Below are 21071 nucleotides of genomic sequence, written 5' to 3'. Positions count from 1 at the left end.
GCCGGTGTCGTCTCACGGTCCGGTGATCGCCTTCAGCGCCGCCGCGAGTCGGTCGCGGTACCCGGCCACCGCGGCCAGCTTGACCTCCTCGTAGCCCCGCACGCCATCCGGCAGCCCGGCGAGGTCGACGCACGCCGCGTGGTTGCCGCCGTCGAGCACGGCGAGCACCCGCTCGACGGCCGTCCGGTACTCCCCCACCAGCCGCCGCTCCGTCCGCCGGACCTCGGTGTGCCCGAACGGGTCCAGCCAGGACCCGCGCACCCGGCGGCCCGCCACCAGCGCGCGGAACGCCGGTACCGCCAGCCACGGCCGGAGCTTCAGCTTGCGGCGCATGCCCAGTGCGCGCAGCAGCGGTGGGTGCAGGTGCCACGTCAGCGCGGCGCCGCCGAGCTCGTCGCGGTGCCGCAGGTGCAGACGGGCCACCTCGTACTCGTCCTTGTACGCCATCAGCTTGTGCAGGTTGCGCGCCACGGCATCGGTCAGCTCGGTGCCGTCGGTGGTCCGAGCCTCGGCGGCGTGCACCGCCCGCACGGTGTTCAGGTAATCCCCGGCATAACGCTCATCCTGGTAGGAGATCAGGTCCGCGACCCTGGTGAGCACGAGTGCGCGCAGCTCGGCCGGCGCGTCCCAGTCGCCGAGCAGCCGCCTCGCCGCCGTGGTGTCCTCGGCCGCCGTGGCCTTCGACAGCGCGGCGCGGACGCGGTCGGGGCGGGCAACCGTGGCCCTGCCCCACTCGAACGCCGCCAGGTTCGCCTGCACCGCGACACCGTTGACGCGGATGGCCTCCCGCACCGCGGTGCCCGAGACGGGCAGCAGGCCCGCCTGGTGCGCGGCGCCGAGCACCACGACGTTGGCCAGGGCGTGGTCGCCGAACAGGTCCTCGGCGATCCTGGTCGCGTCGACCCAGAGGTCGCCGGGAGCCGTTACCGACGCGAGCCGCTCGCGCAGCTCGCCGGGGGCGACGCCGGTGGTCTCGGCGCCGACGACCACGTGGCCGGTCGGGGTGACGGAGTTGTTGACGACAGCGCGCGTCCGTCCGTCCATCGTGGACACGGAGTTCGGTGCGAGCGCGACCAGCGGGTCGAAGCCGAGCAGCAGGTCGGACGTGCTGACCTTGTTGCCGACGACCTCGGCACGGCTGATCCGGACGTCCGAGACGACCGGGCCGCCCTTCTGCGACAGGCCGGTCTGGTCGAGGCCCGCCGCGTGCAGGCCGTCGAGGAGCGCGGCGGTGACCAGCACCTGGCTGACCGTCACGACACCGGTGCCGCCGACGCCCGCCATCCGCACCGAGTAGACCTGCCCACCGGCCAGCTCGACCCCGCCGGGCGCCGGCATCCTCGTGGGAGGCTCGGCCACCCGGTGGGAGGACTCCCTGCGAACACTGACGAACGACGGGCAGTCACCCTCCACACAGGACGCGTCCTGGTTGCACGACGACTGGTGGATCCTGGTCTTGCGGCCGAACTCGGTGTCGATCGGGTGCAACGACAGGCAGTTCGACTTGCGGGCGCAGTCACCGCAGCCCTCGCACACCCGCTCGTTGATCACGACGTCCGCATCGGCAGGGGCGACGACCCCGCGCTTGCGCTTGCGGCGCTTCTCAGCGGTGCATTGCTGGTCGTGGATCAGCACGGTCACGCCGGGCGAGGAGGCCAGCACTCGCTGCGCCTCGTCGAGCCGGTCGCGCCGCCAGACGACGGCGTTGCGGGCCAGCCGCACACCCCGGTAGCGCTTGCGGTCGTCGGTCGTGACGATCGTGCGCGTGACGCCTTCGAGCTCCAGCAACCGGGTCAGCTCGCCCACCGGGATCACGCCGGGCGGGCGCTGACCGCCGGTCATCGCGACCGCGTCGTTGTAGAGGATCTTGTACGTCATCCGCGTGCCGGCCGCGACCGCCTGCCGGATCGCGAGGTGTCCCGAGTGGAAGAACGTGCCGTCACCGAGGTTCTGCACGAACGACGATTCGGGCAGGAACGGTTGCATACCAACCCATTGCGCTCCCTCGCCGCCCATCTGGGTCATGCCGGTGACCTCGCCGTAGCGGTCCTCGGGCATCCAGCTGACGAGCGCGTGGCACCCGATCCCGGCGCCGACGAGCGTCCCGTCCGGCACCTGGGTGGACAGGTTGTGCGGGCAGCCCGAGCAGTAGAAGGGCTTGCGCGACGGCAGCAACGGCAGCAGCACCGGCTTGCGCGAGGTGCCCGCGACCAGACCCGGCACCCTGCGGGCGACCACGTCGGCGAGCTGCGCCGAGCCGAGCACGCCGAACTGCGGCACGAGCACGGAACCGCGTTCGTCGGTCTTGCCCACCACTCGCGGCGCGGACGGCAGCCCGTACAGCGACTCCTTCAGCCACGTCTCGAGGAACGGCCGTTTCTCCTCCAGCACAACGATTTCCCGAAGACCGGAGGCGAACTCGTGAGCCGTCGCGGGGTCGATCGGCCACATCATCCGCACGTGCAGCAGCCGCACCCCGGCGGCCCGCAGCTCCGCGTCGCCGACACCGCGCTCGGCCAGTCCCTGCCGCAGGTCGTGGTAGGTCTTCCCGGCGGCGACCACGCCGACGCGGTCGGCGGGGCCGGACACGGTGACGGGGTTGAGGTCGTTGGCACGGGCGTAGCGCCGGGCGATGTCCAGGCGGACCGTGTGCAGGTTCTCCTCCAGCCGGTGCGTGACCGGCGGCAGCAGGTTGCCGGAGACCTCGTGCCGGTAGGGCGTGCCGTCCAGCACCGGGACGACCGGCTCGGCGAGGTGCACGGTCGCCGACCCGTCGACGACCTCGCTCACGAGCTTCATCCCGACCCAGAGTCCACTGGCCCGCGACAACGCGACGGCGTGCAGGCCCAGCTCGACCACCTCGGCGACCGATCCCGGCACGAGCACGGGCATCGCCGCGTCGTGCAGGGCGTACTCCGACGCGCTCGGCAGCGTCGACGACTTGGCGCCGGGATCGTCCCCGACCAGCACGACCACCCCGCTGTGCGGTCCGGTGCCGGCGAAGTTGGCGTGCCGCAGCGCGTCCGCGGCCCGGTCGAGGCCCGGCGCCTTGCCGTACCACCACCCCGTCACGCCGTCGACGAGCGCGTCCGGCCTCGCCGCCGCGACCTGCGACCCGAACACCGCGGTCGCGGCCAGCTCCTCGTTGACACCGGGCTGGTGCACGATCCCCAGCTCCGCCGCGGTGGTGGCGGTGCGCTGCAGCTCCTTGTCGAAGCCCGCCAGCGGGCTGCCGGGATAGCCGGAGACGAACGCCCCGGTGCGCAGCCCGGCGGCGCGGTCGCGGTGCCGTTGCTCGATGATCGCCCTGACCAGGGCCTGCACGCCGGTGAGGTGCACCGCCCCCGCGTCCGGCGCGTAGCGGTCGGCCAGCGCGAACGCGACCGGCACTGGCTGCTGCTCTGCCTCGGTGTCCAGGCTCATGACAGGACAATCCCCTTGGGGTTCGCAGACGACGCCTTGTTCGCAGTCCTCTGCGGGGAAAGCTAGGGCGGTGCCCACACCCCGGCAACCCCTAGGCAGGCCCCTTAGCGATTTCCCGCCGGCCGGCTCGTTGTGTCATAGTCGGGTGGTCCCGCGGAATCCGGTGGTCAATTCGGTGCGATCACACCGGGCACCCCTACTGAAAACCCCTAAAAGCAGAACATGGCGCACATCACGGTTCCGGGAATGCACTTTTCCGGCCTTGAGAAAAAACGGTGCCGGGTGTTGGCTCGGACGGGTGGTCATTCAGCAGAACATCGAAGAGGCAGTGACTCTGCCACTGGAACGGCGCTGCCCGCTGGATCCGCCGGAAGGCCTGCGGCAGCTGCGCGAGGACCGGCCCATCACCAGGCTGACCTACCCCGGCGGCCACGTCGGATGGCTCGTCACCAGCTATTCCGCGGTCCGCGCGATGCTCGCGGACAACCGGTTCAGCGCTCGCAAGGGACTGGGCCGTTCCCCCATTCACGACATGCCGTCGGACCCGCGGATGATGGAACCCGGGTTCTTCGTCACGCACGACCCGCCGGAGCACACCCGCTATCGGAAAGTGCTCACCGGTGAATTCACCGTCCGCCGGATGAAGGACCTGGTTCCGCGGATCACCGAACACACCGAGCAGTTCCTCGACGAGATGCTCCGGCAGGGCCCACCGGCCGATCTGGTTCAGTCGATCGGGTTACCCGTTCCGTCGATGGTGATCTGCGAGCTGCTCGGCGTTCCGTACGACAGCCGCGCCACGTTCCAGAGCTCCGCCGCGGTGCTGCTGAACCTCGGCACCACTCCGGAGCAGTACATGGCGGCGATGAGCGAGCTGCGGGAGCTCATCGCCGACCTGGTGACGCGCAAGCGGGTGGAGCCGGGCGACGACCTGATCAGCCGGCTGGTGGCGCCCGGCGACCTGACCGACCTCGAGGTCCTCAACATCTCGTACCTGCTGCTCCTCGCGGGCCACGAGACCACCGCGCACATGCTCACCCTGGGCACCTACGCCCTGCTGACCCATCCCGACCAGTGGGCGAAGCTCGTGGAGTCGCCGGAGCTGGTCGACAACGCGGTCGAGGAGCTGATGCGCTACCTCTCGATCGCGCACATCGGCCCGGTGCGCACGGCGTTGGAGGACGTCGTGCTGGAGGGGCACCTGATCAAGGCGGGCGAGTCCGTCACGGCCTCGGTGCCCGCCGCCAACCGCGACCCGCTGCAGTTCCCCGACCCCGACCGGCTGGACGTCACGCGGTCGGCGTCCGGGCACGTCGGCTTCGGGCACGGCGTGCACCAGTGCATCGGCCAGCAGCTCGCCCGCATCGAGATGCGGATCGTCTACACGGCACTGCTGCGGAAGTTCCCCGGCCTGCGGCTCGCCGTGCCGGCGGAGGAGATCACCATGCGCGACGACATGGTCATCTACGGCCTGCACAGGCTTCCCGTCGCCTGGTAGCAAGGGAAAAGCCCCGCCGACGGCTCGGCGGGGCTCTCCTGGCGCCTCGGTACTAGATGGGTTCCGAGACGGGCACCGCGACGATCACGCCGCTCTTGTCGGGCACGCACACGATGGTGGTGTCCTGGTGCGTCGTCAGCTGGAACTTGTCCGGCGTGAAGGTGTGCACGCCGAGCTTGGTGGGCGTGTAGAGCGCCTTGCCGCCGGAGAGCAGCACCAGGTCGCCCTTCTTCACGTCCTTCGCGTTGGTCAGGCCCTTGGCGGTGGTCGTGCCGGTGCCGGACCCTCCCACCAGGAGGTTGGTGAACCCCTGCAGGGCGCCCGCCGGCACGTCGCCCGGCGAGGGCGAGACGCTGAGCAGGCTCGCCGTGAGGGCGAACTGCTGGCCGCGCCTCGCCGTGAGCGGCGCGGTGACGGTGACGTCGTAGGACGACGACGCCGACCCCGGCCACGGCGGTTCGGTGCAGGTGTAGGTGATCCTCAGCGTGTTGGAGGTCTCCTCGGCCACGGCGACGGCGGACGTCGCCGACGCCACCACCGCCCCTGCCGCGAGGAGCCCCGCCAGAGCTGCCCGCGATGTTCGAGTGCTGCGCACTTCTCGTTTCCCCCTAGTCGTGTGTCATCCGGACTTGGCGTTGAACAGGGAAAGCAGCTTGCCGGTGTGGCGGTCGAGGGCGTCGGAGACCGCCGACGCCGCACCGGAAGCGAGCAGGTCCGCCAGCATGTGCAGCTGGACCTGGACCAGCGCCACGGCCATCGGATCGGTGATCCGGGCCGTGCCGTCCTCGTCGGTGACCAGCACCTCGTGGGCCGTGTTGACCACGACCTCGGGTGCGGGCACGACGACGTTGCGCAGGTGCGTGAACACCTGGTGCGCCTCAGCGAGGCTGCGGAACCCGAACGTGCGGCCGATGGTGGCCACCAGCACCACGACGCCCTTGCCGGTCAGCGCCGGGTCGGCCGGCGGCCGCGACGCCCAGTCGAGGGCGTTCTTCACGACGCCGGGCAGCGCGTGCAGGTACTCCGGGGTGGCCAGGACGATGCCGTCCGCCGCACGGATCGCGTCGCGCAGCTTCGCGACCGCGGGCGGCGGCGGGTCGACGTCGAGGTCCTGGTTGTACAACGGGATGTCGGCCATCCCGTCGAAGAACTCGAACTCCATGCCCTCGGGAGCGAGAGCGGGCAACGCGCGCAGCAGCTGGGTGTTGAACGAACCGGCGCGCAGCGAGCCGGAGAGGGCGAGAACGCGGGACATCAGCTGGTCACCCTGCTTTCCTCGGGGAACGCGTCCTCGATCCGCGGGATCGCCGCGACGAGCGACTTCGTGTACTCGTGGCCGGGTTCGCGCAGCACGTCCTCGACCGGTCCCGCCTCGACCACCTCGCCGTCGGACATCACCAGCACGTCGTCGCAGAGGTGCCGCACGACGCCGAGGTCGTGCGAGATGAACAGCAGCGACAGGCCGAGGTCGGCGCGCAGGTCGGCCAGCAGGTCGAGGATCTGCGCCTGCACCGAGACGTCGAGGGATGACACGGGTTCGTCGCACACCAGCACGTCCGGTTCGGCGGCCAGCGCCCGTGCGATGGCGAGCCGTTGCAGCTGACCGCCGGAGAGCTGGCGCGGCCTGCGGTCGAGCAGCTGCTCGTCGAGACCGACGCGGTGCAGCCACCGGGTGACCTGCGCCCGGCGGTCGCCCGTCCTCCCGATCGCGGCGAGCGCCTCGCCGACGATCCGTTCGACGGTGTAGCGGGGGTCGAAGGCGTCGAGCGGGTCCTGGTGCACCAGCTGGATGTGCCTGCGGTACGGCCTGCGCCGCGACTCGCGCTGTCCCGACCACGGCCGGTCCAGCACCCGCACGGAACCGGCGTCCGGTTCCAGCAGCCCGAGCACCATGTTCGCGACGGTGGTCTTGCCGGAGCCCGACTCGCCGACCAGGCCGAGGATCCGACCGGCGGCCAGGGTGAACGACACGTCCCGCACCTGGGTGCGGCGCACGCCGTCCGGGCCGACGAAGCTCTTCGACACGGCCTCGACCTCGACCACCGGACCGGACCGCGCGTCCTTTGTGGACTCCACCGGCTCACCGGTTCGCGGACCGGCCAGTCGCGTACCCTTGGGGTGCGCGGACGGCACGGCGGCCAGCAGCTTCTTCGTGTACTCGTGGCTCGGCGAGCGCAGCACGGCCTCGGCGGTGCCGCGTTCGACGATCCGCCCGTCGCGCATCACCGCGATCTCGTCGGCGAGCCTGGCCACGACGGCGAGGTCGTGGCTGATCAGCAACAGCGCGGTGCCCTCCGCCTTCTTCGCGCCGAGCAGCTCCAGGATCTGGGCCTGCACCACGACGTCGAGCGCGGTCGTCGGTTCGTCGGCGATCAGCACGTCGGGCCGCGCCGCGACGGCCGAGGCGATCAGCGCCCGCTGCCGCAGTCCGCCGGAGAGCTGGTGCGCGTACTGCTTCGCGCGCCGGGCGGGGTCCGGCACCGAGGCCTGCGCCAGCAGCTCGACGACCTGGTCCGGCATGGTCGACCGGGTCGCCAGCCGGTGGTTGCGCAGCGTCTCGCCGATCTCGGCGCCGATGGTGCGCACCGGGTCGAGCGACGTGAGCGCGTCCTGGAGCACGAACCCGACGCGGCGGCCGCGCACCGAACGCCACTGCCGGTCGGAGAGCTTGGTGAGGTCCTGTCCGTCGAGGGTCAGCGTGGTGGCCTCGACGTCGGCGTTGGCACCGGTGAGGCCGACGAGGGTGCGCGCGGTGACGCTCTTGCCGGAACCGGACTCGCCGACGATCGCGAGGCACCGCCCGGCGTGCAGGTCGAAGCTCACCCCCTGCACGGCGTGGACCTGGCCCCGCGCCGTGTGGAAGCCGACGGTGAGGTCGCGGACCGAAACGACCGCGGTGTCAGCGGACGGCATCCGGCAGCCTCCCTTCGAAACGGCGGCGCAGGTCCCGGCCCGCCACGGTGAACGAGATGACGGCGAGCGTCACGACCAGGCCCGGGATGACCGTGATGTGCCAGACGACGTCGAGGAAGTCCTGCCCGTCGGCGAGCATCGAGCCCCACTCCGGCGTCGGCGCCTGCGGGCCGAGGCCGAGGAAGCTCAGCGCCGACCCGGCGACGATCGCGGCACCGAGGTAGAGCGTGGCGAACAGCAGCAGCGGCGGCAGCGCGTTGGGCAGCAGGTGCCGCAGGTAGATCGCGGGCTTGCGCTGGCCCAGCGTGATCGCGGCGCGGACGTAGCCGGACTCGCGCACGATCATGGCCTGGCCGCGGGTGAGCCGGGTGAAGCCGGGCACGGACGACAGGCCGATCGCGATGATCACGTTCAGCGTGCCGGGACCGAGGATCGCGACGACGAGCAGCGCGAGCAGCAGACCGGGGAACGCGAGGAACACGTTGGTGAACCACGTGATCACGCTGTCGGCGAGCCGGCCCGCGGTCGCCGAGAGCACCCCGAGCAGGACGCCGAGCACCAGCGCGATCGCGGTCGACCCGATGCCGATGCCGAGCGAGAACCGGGCGCCGTGCACGATCCGGCTGTAGACGTCGCGGCCGAGCTCGTCGGTGCCGAAGACGTGGTCCCAGCTGGGCGTGCTCAGCGCGATGGCGGGGTCGACGGCGTCCGGCGGCTGCGGGGCGAGCAGGTCCGGCACCAGTGCGGCGAGCACCAGCAGGCCGATGAACACCCACGCCAGCGTCAGCCCGACCGGCAGCCGCCGCCTCGTCGTGCCGGTGACGCGGGAGGGGACGGTGAGCAGTCCGGTCATCGGGAGAACCTCCCCACTCGTGGGTCCATCACCCGGTACAGCACGTCGACCAGGAAGTTGACGACCGTGAACACGACGGCCGCGATCACGACCACGCCGCTGACGACCGGCAGGTCCTTGTTCGCGATGGCGGTCGCGAGGGTCCGGCCGATGCCCGGCCGGTTGAACACCATCTCGATCACGACGGCACCGCTGAGCAACGCGCCGACGGTCCAGCCGGACAGCGTCACGAGCGGCACGATGGCGTGCCTCAGCGCGTGCCGGACGCGCACGGTGGTCTCGCTGGAGCCGCGGGCCCGGGAGCTGAGCACGAACGGTTCGCCCAGCGCGCGTTCCATGCCCTCGCGCAGCACCTGGGTGAACATGCCGACCATGCCGAGCGCCAGCGCGACGGCGGGCAGCACCAGGCCGGCGATGCCCTGCCCGGCGATCACCGGGAACCAGTGCAGCTTGAACGAGAAGACCGTCAGCAGCAGCACGGCGACCCAGAAGTTCGGGGTGGAGATGGTGAGCAGCTCGACGACGCCGGAGACCCTGCGCAGCGCCGGACGGCGGCCCGCGGTGGCCACGGCGAGCACGATCGACACCAGCAGCGCGAGCGCGAGGGAGCTCAGCGCCAGCTGGACCGACGCTCCGATCTGCTCGCCGATGAGCCGGACCACCGGCTGCTGCAGCTGGTAGGACTCGCCGAAGTCACCGGTCAGGAGGTTGCGCAGGTACAGTCCGTATTGGACGGCCAGCGGCTTGTCCAGGTTCAGCTCCGCCCGCACCTGGTCGATCAGCTGCTGGGACGGGCCCGAGGTGCCGAGGATCGCGCGCACCGGGTCGCCGGGGGTCAGGTGGATGGCGGCGAACGCGACGGTCGCCGCGCCGAGGACGACGAGCAGGGCCAGGACGAGCCTGCCCAGCAGGCGCCGTGCGGTGGTCATGAGCGGGCTCCTGCCAGCGAGACGTCGTAGAACAGCGGTGAGCCGGAGACGTCGAAGCGCAGCCCGTGCACGTCCGGGGACGCGCCCATCAGCTTCGCCGGGACGTAGATCGGCATCACCAGGGAGTGCTCGATGAGGTAGCGCTGCGCCTTGGCGTAGTCGTCCGCGCGCGCCTTCTCGTCGACGGTGGCGTTCGCGTGCACGAGCCACGCGTCGAGCTCCGGGTGGTTGATCTTGAACAGGTTCGCGCCGCCGCTGGCCGCCGTGGAACCGGTGGCGAAGAAGAACCTCAGCACGTCCGGCTCGTTGCGGGTGTAGCTCGAGTTGAACATGTCCATGTTGCCGTTGAGCAGGTCGTTGGTCCACGTGCCGAGGTCGCGGCCCTGGCGGACGATCTCGATGCCGACCTTCTTGGCCTCGGCCTGGATGCCCTGCGCCAGCGTCTCGACCAGGTGGGTGGCCGTGGCGTTGTTGTACGGCCAGCTGATCGTGAGGCGCTCGCCGTTCTTGGTGCGGTAGCCGTCCTCGTCCCTGCCGGTCCAGCCGGCCTCGTCGAGCAGGCGGGCGGCGAGGTCGCGGTCGACCTGCCACGAGCCGACCGTCGACAGGTCGTAGTGGATCGTGGTCGGCGAGAGCGGGCTCCACGCGCGGTCGAGCTGGCCGAACGTGGCGGTGCGGACGAGCGCGTCGAGGTCTGCCGAGCGCATGAGCGCGGTGCGCACCCGTTCGTCGGCGAGCTTTCCCTTGGTGCTGTTGAAGAGCAGGTAGTGCACCATGCCGGGCTCGACGTTGTGGAAGTACTGCCACGCGCCGTCGGCCTTGAGCGACTTGGCGTTGGCGGGCTCGATCGCCTCGCTGACGTCGACCTGGCCGCTCGTCAGCGCGCCGAACCGGACCTTGGCCTCGGACATGAAGACGAAGTCGAGGCCGTTGAGCGCGACCGCGCCCGTGTGCTTCGCCGACGGCGGTGCCCAGGCGTAGGCGGGGTTCCTGGTCAGCGAGATCCGCTCGTTGCGGGCCCAGCGCACGAACGAGAACGGGCCGGACCCGACCGGTGCCCAGCACAGGTTCGCGAAGTTCTCGGAGATCGACTTCGGCGACTGGATGCCGAGGTTCGGGGTGCTGAGCGCCTGCAGCAGCGCGCTGTTGGGCTTGCTCAGCCGGACGGTCACGACGTCCTCGCCGGTGACCTCGGCGCCCGCGTACCCGCTGATGAGGTTCTTGGCGGAGAACGACTTCGTCTTCGGGTCGACCGCGTGGTCGAGGGTGGCCTTCACCGCGGCGGCGTTCACCGGGGTGCCGTCGTGGAACTTCGCGTCGTCGCGCAGCCGGAAGGTGTAGGCGAGGCCGTCCGGCGCGATGGTCCAGCTGCGGGCGAGCCACGGCTCGAACCGGCCGTCCGGCGTCATCTCCACCAGCGAGTCGAACACGTTGCGGTTGATCAGCGCGGTGATCCCGGCGGGACTCACCTGCGGGTCGAGGCAGTCCGGCTGCTGCCCGGTCGAGAAGGTCAGCACGCCGTCGGCCCGAGCGGCCGTGCCGGTGGCGGCGCACCCGCCCAGCGCTGTGACGGCGAGCAGCAAGCCCGCGGCGAACAGCCGCGAACGCAGTCGTGGGTGGGACTTCATGTCCGGCCGCTCCTCAGAGGTTCTTCCGGAATTAGCCGGTAATGCGCCACGCGGCGGCACCTGGCGTCGGCAAGCGTAGGTGGCCGTTCGTCGCGGGGGGACCCCAGAAACGACCCCCTAAACCGAGTCCACTTAGGCCGGTCAGGGGGTCGCGCGCGTAGCGTCCGGGGACATGGGCGACGCGACGCGGATGCTGCGACCGGTAGAGGCGATGCTGGCGATCCTGCGCGACGAGGGCGTGTCGAAGGTGTTCGGCAACCCCGGCACCTCGGAGCTGCCGTTCGTCGACGCACTGGCGGCCGCGGACGACATCGAGTTCGTCCTGGGGGTGCACGAGGGGTCGGTCGTCGCGATGGCCGACGGCTACGCCCGCGCGACCGGACGGCCGGCGTTCGTGTCGCTGCACATCGCGGCGGGCCTGGCCAACGGGATGATCGGGCTGCTCAACGCCTCCCGCTCGCGGACCCCGCTCGTGGTCACCGCGGGCCAGCAGGACCGCAGGCACCTGGCGAGCGACCCGATGCTGTCCGGCGACCTCGTCGGTCTCGCCCGTGCGGCCGTCAAGCACACGTTCGACGTGCAGCACGCCCACGACCTGCCGATCATGCTGCGCCGCGCCTTCGCCCTGGCCGTGCAGCCGCCGGCGGGACCGGTCTTCCTCTCGATCCCGATGGACCTGCTCCAGGAGGACGCTCCTGTTGCCGTACCGGCGAAATCGGTCATCGCCACCCCGGGCGCACCTGATCTGACGGCGGCCGTCGAGGTGCTCTCGTCGGCGTCCCGCCCGGCCGTCGTCGCCGGCGACGGGGTGGGCCGGGCCCGTGCCGTGCCGTCCTTGGTGGCACTGGCCGAGCGGCTCGGCGCGACCGTCTACCACCAGCCGATGCACGACGGCGTCGACTTCCCGGCGTCACACCCGTCCTACGCCGGTGCGCTGGAGCCCACCAACCAGGCCATCCGCGCGCGGCTGGAGCAGCACGACGTGGTGTTCGTCGTGGGTTGTCACGCCTTCATGGCCCACCACTACACCCCCGGACCGGCCGTGCCGCCGTCGGTCCGGGTGGTGCAGCTCGACGAGGACCCGGCGGAGATCGGCCGCAACTTCCCGGTGGCAGCGGGCCTGACCGGCGGCATCCAGTCCACTTTGGACGCACTCACGCCCCTGCTCCCGGCCCGTCCGCCGGTGACCACCGACCTCGCGGAACGACGAGCGGAGACCGGCGCCAGGGCGGTGCGGAGCTACGGCCCGCCACCGTTCGACCCGCTGGCGGCGGTGCACGCCGTCGCCGCGGGCCTGAGCGACGAGACCGTGGTCGTGGAGGAGGCCATCACGTCGGGCGTCCTGCTCCGCTCGGTGCTGACCCTCGACCACCCCGGCTCACTGGTGCACACGGTCGGCGGTGGCCTGGGCTCGGGCATCGGCGCCGCCGTGGGCACCCGCCTGGCCGACCCGCGGCGTCCCGTCGTCGCGGTGCTGGGCGACGGCTGCACGCTGTTCGGCCTGCAGGGACTCTGGTCGGCGGCCCGCTACGAGGTGCCGGTGACGTTCGTGGTGATGAACAACGGCGAGTACCGCACCCTCAAGGAGACCCTGGACCGGTGGGACGCGGGGGCGTCACGCGCGGCGGGCCACCCCGCCTTCCAGCTGGGACCGCCCGCGCTCGACTTCACCAGGGCGGCGGAGTTCTTCGGCATCGAGGCGGTGCGCCCGGACTCGCTCGGCGAGCTCACGGCACTGGTGGCGAAGTCGCTGACCGGGTCGAAGCCGCTCCTCGTGGACGTGCCGATCACGGCGCACAGCTGACCCCGGCCGGCGGACGGCCGCGCGTCAGTCCAGCTCCTCGATCCGCGTCTGGAGGTCCGCCACGAACCGGCCGAGCAGCCGGCCGAACGCGTCCCGGTCCTCCTCCGACCACTCCTCGACCACCCCCGTGAACCAGCCGAGCACCGCCCCCAGGTACCGCCCCGCCGCCCCGTCACCGGCGTCCGTCAGCTCGACCAGCCGGGCCCGCTGGTCGTCCGGGTCGACCACGCGCCGCACCAGGTCGGCGCGCTCCAGGTCGTGCAGGTGCCGCGTGACGTGCGGGCCGGCGACCTGCATCCGGGCGGCGATCTCACCCACCCGCAGCGGCTGGCCGGCCATGCGCAGCGTGATGAGCACCGTCAGGCCCGGCCGGTCCACCGGGAGGCCGACCTGCGCCATCGCCCGCTCCACCAGCTGGCTGCGGTTGAACACGGTGCCCAGCCGCATCAGCTGCGGCAGCACCGCCTCCAGGTCCAGGCCCTCGCTCATCTCACACCTTACTTACCTAACTTAGGTATATGCTTGTGCCAGTCGCGCACCACGGTAGCGATCACCGCGCGACAAAAAAGGATACCTAACTTAGTTATCTGGAGGATCGACATGACAAGCGTCCTCGTCTCCGGCGCCAGCATCGCCGGGCCGGCCCTCGCGTTCTGGTTGCGGCGCCACGGCTTCGACGTCACCGTCGTCGAGAAGTCGCACGCCCTGCGCGGGGGTGGCTACCCCATCGACATCCGCGGCACGGCGCTCGGCGTCGTCGACCGGATGGGGGTCCTCCCCCAGCTGCGGGAGGCGCACGTCGACACGCGCGAGATCACCTTCCTCGACAGCGACGGCGGCGTCGTCACGTCCATGGGTCCCGACACGCTCACCAGGAGCGATGCCCACGACCTGGAGGTCCGCCGCGGCGACCTCGCCGAGATCCTCCACGCCACCATCCGCGACGACGTGGAGTTCCTCTTCGACAACTCGATCGTCGCCGTGGACGACCACGCGGGCGGCGTGGACGTGACGTTCCACAGTGGACTGCAGCGGACCTACGACCACGTCATCGGCGCCGACGGGCTGCACTCAGGAGTGCGCGCGTTGACGTTCGGCCCGGAGGAGAGGTTCCACCGCTACCTCGGGTACTGCTTCGCGGGCTTCACCATGCCCAACAAGCTCGACCTCGCACACGAGGCGGTGATGTGGAACGTGCCCGGCAGGTCCGCCGTGATGTACGCGGTGGGAGAAGCCGAGAGCGTGCACGGGTTCCTGAGCTTCAGCCGCGCCGAGGCGCCGTTCGGCGCGTTCCGCGACCCCGGGGCGCAACGCGACCTGGTGGCGTCGGTGTTCGCCGGCGACGGCTGGGAGGTGCCGCACCTGGTCGAGGCGATGCGGGCGTCGGACGACCTGTTCTTCGACACCGTCAGCCAGATCCACCTGCCGCGCTGGTCGTCCGGCCGCGTCGCGCTCGTCGGCGACGCCGCGTACGCGCCGTCGTTCCTCACCGGACAGGGGTCGAGCCTCGCGCTCGTCGGCGCCTACGTGCTGGCGGGTCGGCTGGCCACGGCCACGACCCACACCGAGGCGTTCGAGAGCTACGAACGCGAGACGCGCCCGTTCGTCGAGGCGAACCAGGCCTTGGTGGAGGAGGGCAACGCGGAGCTCTTCCCCGGCACCGCCGAGGCGCTCGCCGCGCGCAACGCCGGCCTGCGCGCGCTCACGACGCTGCCCGCCGAGGCCGGTCGTCCCGAGCACTCGGCCATGACACTGCCGGAGTTCGCCGTCACCTCATGACAGGAGGCGGCCGGGAGGCGCGGTGCAGTACGCGCGCGGCGTGCCCCAGGCGTTCTGGGCGTCCCTCGACGCGCGGACGTCCAGCAGCGTCAGCCGCGCGACGGTCGAGATGTCGACCTCGACGTGCTGCGGCGCGTCGGTGATGCCGGCCTGACGCGAGGTGATGTCCTGGTCGTCGGCCCTGACGACGAACTGCCCCGCGCCCTCGGTCTGGGTCGAGGCCGCGTCCTTGCCCACCCACACCGACAGCCGGGTGCACTTGCCCGCCGTGGCCCAGGTGCTGAAGTTGCCGGGCTGGGACGCCGGGGAGACCTGGACGCCGCGAATGCTGTGGGGGAACGGTTCCCTGCCGACACCGATGGCGAGCGACGTCACGACCTCGTGTCCAGGACCGGACTCGACGGGCTCGTGCTGCGTGAGGTCGTACCAGCCCTCACCGGAGCGCACCGGCCCGCTGGTCACCGCCGCGACCTGAGCCGTCGTGGTCGGCAGGCCGGTGGCGAGGGTGGGGCTGCTGGCCAGGTCCGCGTCGTCGTCGTACTTCAGGACCCCGGCGAGCACACCGGCCGACCCGACGAGCGCGACGACCACCGCGGCCACGCCGGCGATCTTGAGGAACTGCTGCGGTGCGAACAGGGCGGCGATGCCCGCCACTCCCAGCGCGCCGACGCCGATGACGACCGCCGGTCCGACTCCCCTGTCGTCCAATGCGACGGCGGCGGCCACCACGGCGATCACGCCCAGCGCCGCGAAGATCCATTTCACCGGTCCGCCGCCGCCACCGTTGCTCCGTTCAGACGTCATGACCGGCTTGATCCGCGTCACATTCCCCATCGTTACAGAATTTCTGATTTACGGGCCCAAAGAAACCCCCCGTTGTTCACAAGGTCAACGCGTCTCGACTGGCAAGATCGACGGATGCGCTCGCTGATGGCCCTGGCCGATCTCGCGACCCCCATGGCGATCCGCGTCGCCGCGACGCTGGGGCTCGTCGAGCACGCGGGTGACGGCGCCACCGCCGCCGAGCTGGCCGAGCGCACCGGTGCGGCGGCCGGTCCGCTCGCACGCCTCCTCGACCACCTCGTCACGACCGGGGTGTTCGAAGAGGACGCGGGCCGGTACCGGCCGACCCCGCTGGGGGCGCAGATGCACCCCGGCTCCCCCGAGGGCGTCAAGCCGTTGCTCGACATCAGCTGTGCCGGTGGCCGCGCCGAGCTCGCGTTCGCCGACCTGCTCGACACCGTCACGACGGGCGTGCCCGCCTACCAGGTCCGGTACGGCAGGCAGTTCTGGGACGACCTCGGCGCCGACCCGAGGCTGCGCACGTCGTTCGACGCCCAGATGAACTGGCGCTTCCGCACGCACGCGCCGCGGATCGCCGCGAACTTCGACTGGAGCCGCTTCCCCGCGATCGTCGACCTGGGCGGGGGCGACGGACCGTTGCTGACGGAGATCCTGGCGGCGCACCCGTCGGTGCGCGGCACCGTGGTGGACCTCCCGCCGACCGCCGCCGCGGCCACCGCGCGGTTCGCCGAGCTGGGTCTGTCCGACCGGGCTTCCGCCGTGGCGGGCAGCTTCTTCGACCCGCTGCCCGCCGGTGCCGACGCCTACCTGCTCTCGGACGTCCTGCACGACTGGGACGACGAGGCGTGCCGGAAGATCCTCACCCGGGTGCGCAACGCTTGTGCGCCGCACAGCACCGTCGTGGTCGTGGAAGCCGTGCGAGGACATGGCGCCGACACGGGGATCGACCTGTTCATGCTGATGTGCTTCAACGGTCGTGAGCGCACGGTTGACGAACTGGCGGCGCTCGCGGCGTCGTGCGGGCTGGAGTTCCGGAACGCCGTGGTCGTCTCGGACGGGCGGATGGTGCTGGAGTTCGTGCCGTGACCGGACTGCCGGGTCACGACTGCCGCGCGGTGCCGGCGAAGTAGACGGCGGGCGAGCAGCTCAGCCCGTCGTTCTGGCAGCTCACCGCCACGACGACCGGGGTGCCGGGCGTGACCTGCAGCGGCTGGGTGAAGTGGTAGTCGAGGTGGGTGAAGGTCGCGAGGCTGAACGTGAGCAGGACCGTGTTGCCGCGCCGCACCTCCATCGTCCCCTTGTCCTGCGCCGGGTTCTGCAGCACCAGGTCGGTGATCGACAGCGTCCTGCGGCCGGGGTCCGAGTAGGAGAACGTGCTGAAGCTGCCGACGGCGGACGGCGGTGCGCCCGTCTGCACGCGGAAGTCCACAGCGGACGGTGGCGGCACCGTCGTGGTCGTGGGAGCCGGCGACGAGCTCGTGGGCCGGTTCGACGAGGCCTCGGCCGCGGCGGACGCGGCGTTGTCCTGCGCCTCGCTCGCCCGCGCGTTCGCGTCGGCCACCTGGGACGAGAGAACGGCGTTCTGCGCGTCGGCGGCCTCGCGGGCGGCGGAGGTGACCACGGGCTTGAGCACGGTGAACCACAGGGTGGCCAGCGCGACCGCCACCACCAGGACCAGGGTGACCAGCGGGACGAGCCACCGCGGCAGCACCGGGTCCTGCACCATCGCCGCGTCGACCACGAGCGGGTCGCCGCCCCGCGGGTAGACCTCGACCCGGTACGGCAGCGTCTTGCTCGCTCCGCGCAGGAACCGCCTGCGGGGCTTCACCTTCACCTCGACGACGGTGGCGGTGCCGGGCTCGGTCAGCACCTGCGGGGTCGGGGTGGAGCCGCGCAGCTGGTCCTCGGGGTCGACGACCTGGACGTCGGTGGGCACCTCGTGGTTGCCCTTGTTGTCGATCACGAGGTGCTGGCGGCCGGTGCGCGAGCCCCTGGTGGTGCGGGGCACCAGCTCCGCGTCGATCTCGGTGTACTCCGCGACGACGACCGTGCCCTCGTGCACGGCGGAGCCCTCGGTGTCCTCTGTGGACATGATGCGCACCGCGAACGGCGTCTCCCCCGCGGGCACGTCCGGGGACCTGGGCGGTGAGAACGTGATCCGCGCGGTGCCCTCCTCGCCGGGGAAGACGCTGAGCTCGGCCGGGCTGACGGTCACCCACTCCCGCGCGTCGCCGACGACGTCGAGCAGGAACCTGTCGACCACCTGACCGTCGTTGCGGACGTGGATCTCGCAGGTCGCGCTCTCACCCGGCGTCGCGGTCACCAGGTCGTCGGGAAGTGTTGCGGTGGCACCCATGCGGGCAGCGTCCCCCGCGGGCCCGCAGCGGAGCGCGGGTGATCGGGTACGACCTGCGGGCAAGGCGCGTTGCCCGCAAAGGCAACGGGGACGTGCCCCGCGAGGTGCCTCCGCACGGGCGCCGGTGCGCGCGGACCGGTCGTACGGTCGGCCACGTCGCAGAGGGAGGCCGACCGTGGGCGAGTACCGCCGTACCCGAATCGTTTACGCACGACCGAGAACCCGCACGAGCAGGCGCTTCACCGGCGCCGTCGCCGCGCTCGTGGTGGCCGCGGGCGGGATCGCGGCGCTGTCCCCCGGTGACCGGCCGGTCACCAGGGAGATCGCGCCCGTCGCGGACACCGGCGCCACGTTCTCGTGCACCGGCCAGGCCGCCGACTACCGCGTGCCGGACCACGTGACCTCGCTTCAGGTCACGGCGAGGGGAGCGGGCGGGGAGGACGCCGACAACGGCGGCGCGGGCAAGGGAGCGGTCGTGCGCGCCACCGTCGCCGTCACCCCCGGCGAGACCCTGAGGGTCGCGGCCGCGTGCTCGTCGGGCTACGGCCTCCACAACGGCGGCGAGGGCGGCGGCGACGGCGGTTCGCCGGGTGTGCAGTCGTCCGGTGGCGGCGGTGGCGGCAGCAGCGGCGTGTACCGCCGCGGCGACTTCACGTCGCTCGTCGAGGCGGCCGGCGGAGGAGGCGGGGGTGGCAAGGGCAGCACGGCCGGCCAGCACGGCGGTGGCGGCGGCAACGGCGGGAGCACCGGCGACCACAACGGCGGCGACGGCGGAGGCGGGGACGGCTGCTGCTTCGACCAGGGCGACCTCGGAAAGGGAGGCGGCAAGGGAGGCGGGTCGGGACACGCGCCCTCCGACACGTCCGGCAGGGGCGGCGACGGCGGGAACGGGAGCAGGTACGGCGCGGGCGGAGGCGGCGGAGGTGGCGGCTGCACCAACGGCGGCGGCTACGGCGGCGGCGCGAGCTCCGACGACGGCGGCGCGGGCGGAGGCGGGGGCGGCGGCAAGTCGTGCACGACGTCCGCCAACGCCGACTACTCGGTCGCGGACAGCGTCACCGGCGGACAGGTCACCATCGCGACGAACGGCATCCAGCTCGTCGTCACGCCGGACACGTCGTCGTTCCGCAGCCCGCCCGCCGTCGGCGACACGATCAGCTACGGCCTCGCGGCGACCAACCAGGGGTCGAACGCCCTGACCAACGTCACCATCACGCCGCCGGCCGGGTCGACGCTGCCCGGCAGCGCGCCGTGCTCCGACACCCTCGGCAGCGGGGAGGTGCTGCGGTGCACGGCCACCTACCGGATCACCGCGGCGGACATCGACGCCGGTGTGGTCACCAGGACGTCGAACTCCTCCGGCACCTCTCCCGTCCCGGACTCCGTCACGGTGTCCGCCGCGCAGCAGACCGCGTCCGTCCCGATCGCCAGGGATCCGGGGGTGGCCGTCGAGTTCGCGGCGCCGCCTTCGGTCAACGAGGACAAGGTCACCTACGACCTGAAGGTGACGAACACCGGCAACACCTCGCTGACGAACGTCGTCCCCACCCTCACCGCCGGTGGCACGGCGCAGACGCTGACCTGTTCCATCGCGAAGCTCGCAGCTGGTGCGTACACGAACTGCTACCACGTCTACACGGTCAGACCCGCGGACCTGGAACGGGGATCCGTGGCGGCCCAGGCCGACGTGTCGGCGACGTCGCCGATCGGGCCGGAGGGGTTCGACCCACCCGCCCAGGCGACGACCCCGTTGAAGCAGACCTCGAAGATCGCGGTCAAGCTGACACCGGGCCTGCCCGCGGACAGCAACGGCAGTGGCCGGACCGACGCGGGTGACCGGATCGCCTACACCGCCGAGCTCACCAACACCGGCAACGTCACGATCACCGAGGCGAAGCTCGGGCTGCCCGGCGTGAGCGAGTGCTCCCCCACCGAGGCGGAAACGCTTGCGCCTGCCGCGAAGCTGACGTGCACCGGGTTCCACCAGATCACCCAGCGGGACATGGACGCCGGATCCGTCGTGACGACGCTGACCGGCACGGCGGTCGGCAAGAACGACGAGACGCTGTCCCAGACCACGTCGAGCACGACCACGCTGGACGGCGAGCAGACGCTGTTCGACATGATCACGCAGCACACCGTCGTCGACACCACCAACAACCGCAAGACCGACGCGGGCGACGCCGTCGAGTACCGGTTCAGCGTCACCAACGGCGGCACGACCACGGTCGAGGGAGTGAAGATCACCGCCAAGCTCACCGCTCCGGCGAGCCCGCAACCGGTGCTCGACTGCATCCCGGCGGACGGGGTTCTCAAGCCGGGCAAGACGTTGACGTGCACCGCGCAGTACACGATCACCGCGGCCGACGTGGTCAAGGGAACGATCACGAGCACGGCCGCCGCGACGGCCACGAGCGACGGCACCACGCTGACGTCGCCGGAGAGCGTGGACGTCACGCCACTCGACCAGAACCTGCAGATCGACGGCAAGGCGTCGTTGTCCAACCGGGTCGACATGAACAGCAACGGCGCCACCGACGCCGGTGACCTCCTCGACTTCGAGGTGCTGCTCACCAACGTCGGCACGGTGCCGGTCGAGAGCGTCACGGTTGCGGCCGGAATGAACGGTGCCACCACGGGCCTGCCGGTGACGTGCACGCCCGGTCAGCCGGCGACGCTCGCGGTGCAGGGCACGATGAAATGCGCGGCGCACCACACCGTGACGGCGGGCGATGTGAAGGCGGGCATCGCGAAGTTCACCGCCAACGCCTCCGGGGTCGCCGGGGGGAACCCGGTGCAGGCACCGCAGATGACCGTCGAGGTGGCCACCCAGCCCACTCCCCCGGCACCGACGACGACCACCACGACGGCGCCGGGCGGAACCACCAGCGGGGTGGTCAGCGTGACGAACTCGCTCGGGCAGGTGGTGGCCGTGACGAACGGCGGCACGCCTCCCGCGGGCACGCTGCCGGTCACCGGGTCGAGCGTGCGCGGGCTGCTGGTGCTGGCCGGGCTGCTCGTGGCCGTGGGAGGCGTGAGCCTGGTGCTGCTGCGCAGGCCGCGCCGCCCGAAGCTGTGACAGCC

The 21071-nt window shown here is 71.6% G+C and carries 15 protein-coding genes; 5 read left to right on the top strand and 10 right to left on the bottom strand.

Translation table 11 applies throughout. The features are described from left to right. Positions 1-12: 12 nt before the first annotated feature. Complete coding sequence (locus tag ACFWV3_RS28150) at positions 13-3423, bottom strand: indolepyruvate ferredoxin oxidoreductase family protein (RefSeq protein WP_382415331.1); 3411 nt, start codon at positions 3421-3423, stop codon at positions 13-15. 328 nt (positions 3424-3751) lie between these two features. On the opposite strand from ACFWV3_RS28150, the gene ACFWV3_RS28145 reads away from it, so the two are divergent. After that, positions 3752-4921 (top strand): cytochrome P450, encoded by a 1170-nt coding sequence (locus ACFWV3_RS28145; RefSeq protein WP_382415329.1) that lies wholly within the window; start codon positions 3752-3754, stop codon positions 4919-4921. 52 nt (positions 4922-4973) lie between these two features. Here the strand turns inward: ACFWV3_RS28145 and ACFWV3_RS28140 are convergent, their stop codons facing one another. The 6 genes from ACFWV3_RS28140 to ACFWV3_RS28115 are packed head-to-tail and all read right to left on the bottom strand — an operon-like array spanning position 4974 to position 11244. Beyond that, the gene (locus tag ACFWV3_RS28140) at positions 4974-5516 is read right to left on the bottom strand and encodes a hypothetical protein (RefSeq protein ID WP_382415327.1); all 543 of its coding nucleotides are present in this window, start codon (positions 5514-5516) and stop codon (positions 4974-4976) included. Between the two features lie 24 nt (positions 5517-5540). Then, complete coding sequence (locus ACFWV3_RS28135) at positions 5541-6176, bottom strand: NADPH-dependent FMN reductase (protein ID WP_382415325.1); 636 nt, start codon at positions 6174-6176, stop codon at positions 5541-5543. Continuing rightward, a complete protein-coding gene (locus ACFWV3_RS28130; RefSeq protein WP_382415324.1) occupies positions 6176-7834 on the bottom strand; it encodes a dipeptide ABC transporter ATP-binding protein in 1659 nt (552 codons plus the stop codon). The genes ACFWV3_RS28135 and ACFWV3_RS28130 overlap by 1 nt, the downstream gene beginning before the upstream one ends. Then, complete coding sequence (locus ACFWV3_RS28125; RefSeq protein ID WP_382415322.1) at positions 7821-8687, bottom strand: ABC transporter permease; 867 nt, start codon at positions 8685-8687, stop codon at positions 7821-7823. The genes ACFWV3_RS28130 and ACFWV3_RS28125 overlap by 14 nt, the downstream gene beginning before the upstream one ends. After that, positions 8684-9616, bottom strand: coding sequence for an ABC transporter permease (locus ACFWV3_RS28120; protein WP_382415320.1), 933 nt, complete (start codon positions 9614-9616; stop codon positions 8684-8686). The genes ACFWV3_RS28125 and ACFWV3_RS28120 overlap by 4 nt, the downstream gene beginning before the upstream one ends. Further along, the gene (locus ACFWV3_RS28115; RefSeq protein WP_382415318.1) at positions 9613-11244 is read right to left on the bottom strand and encodes an ABC transporter substrate-binding protein; all 1632 of its coding nucleotides are present in this window, start codon (positions 11242-11244) and stop codon (positions 9613-9615) included. The genes ACFWV3_RS28120 and ACFWV3_RS28115 overlap by 4 nt, the downstream gene beginning before the upstream one ends. A 172-nt stretch (positions 11245-11416) precedes the next feature. On the opposite strand from ACFWV3_RS28115, the gene ACFWV3_RS28110 reads away from it, so the two are divergent. Continuing rightward, positions 11417-13048 carry a thiamine pyrophosphate-binding protein gene (locus ACFWV3_RS28110; protein WP_382415316.1) on the top strand — a complete coding sequence of 544 codons (1632 nt, stop codon included), beginning with the start codon at positions 11417-11419 and terminating at the stop codon, positions 13046-13048. 24 nt (positions 13049-13072) lie between these two features. Here ACFWV3_RS28110 and ACFWV3_RS28105 read toward each other — a convergent pair whose 3' ends face one another. After that, entirely contained in the window at positions 13073-13537 is a 465-nt protein-coding gene (locus ACFWV3_RS28105; protein WP_382415314.1) for a MarR family winged helix-turn-helix transcriptional regulator, read from the bottom strand. Positions 13538-13648: 111 nt separating this feature from the next. On the opposite strand from ACFWV3_RS28105, the gene ACFWV3_RS28100 reads away from it, so the two are divergent. After that, complete coding sequence (locus ACFWV3_RS28100) at positions 13649-14827, top strand: FAD-dependent monooxygenase (protein WP_382415312.1); 1179 nt, start codon at positions 13649-13651, stop codon at positions 14825-14827. Here the strand turns inward: ACFWV3_RS28100 and ACFWV3_RS28095 are convergent. Continuing rightward, positions 14822-15631, bottom strand: coding sequence for an NPCBM/NEW2 domain-containing protein (locus tag ACFWV3_RS28095; protein WP_382415310.1), 810 nt, complete (start codon positions 15629-15631; stop codon positions 14822-14824). The two genes, ACFWV3_RS28100 and ACFWV3_RS28095, sit on opposite strands and share 6 nt — an antisense overlap. Positions 15632-15745: 114 nt before the next feature. Between ACFWV3_RS28095 and ACFWV3_RS28090 the strand changes: the two genes are divergently transcribed. Beyond that, positions 15746-16717, top strand: a complete 972-nt coding sequence (locus ACFWV3_RS28090; protein ID WP_382415308.1) for a methyltransferase — start codon at positions 15746-15748, stop codon at positions 16715-16717. Positions 16718-16730: 13 nt separating this feature from the next. Here the strand turns inward: ACFWV3_RS28090 and ACFWV3_RS28085 are convergent, their stop codons facing one another. Beyond that, positions 16731-17987 (bottom strand): hypothetical protein, encoded by a 1257-nt coding sequence (locus ACFWV3_RS28085; protein WP_382415306.1) that lies wholly within the window; start codon positions 17985-17987, stop codon positions 16731-16733. Positions 17988-18162: 175 nt separating this feature from the next. Here ACFWV3_RS28085 and ACFWV3_RS28080 point away from each other — a divergent pair, with 175 nt between their 5' ends. Next, entirely contained in the window at positions 18163-21066 is a 2904-nt protein-coding gene (locus ACFWV3_RS28080; RefSeq protein WP_382415304.1) for a hypothetical protein, read from the top strand. Positions 21067-21071: the final 5 nt, after the last annotated feature.

The sequence above is a fragment of the Lentzea sp. NPDC059081 genome, assembly GCF_042738015.1.
Taxonomy (GTDB): Bacteria; Actinomycetota; Actinomycetes; order Mycobacteriales; family Pseudonocardiaceae; genus Lentzea.
Note: the sequence above shows the minus strand (reverse complement) of the source record. Positions and strands in the feature narration are given on the sequence as shown.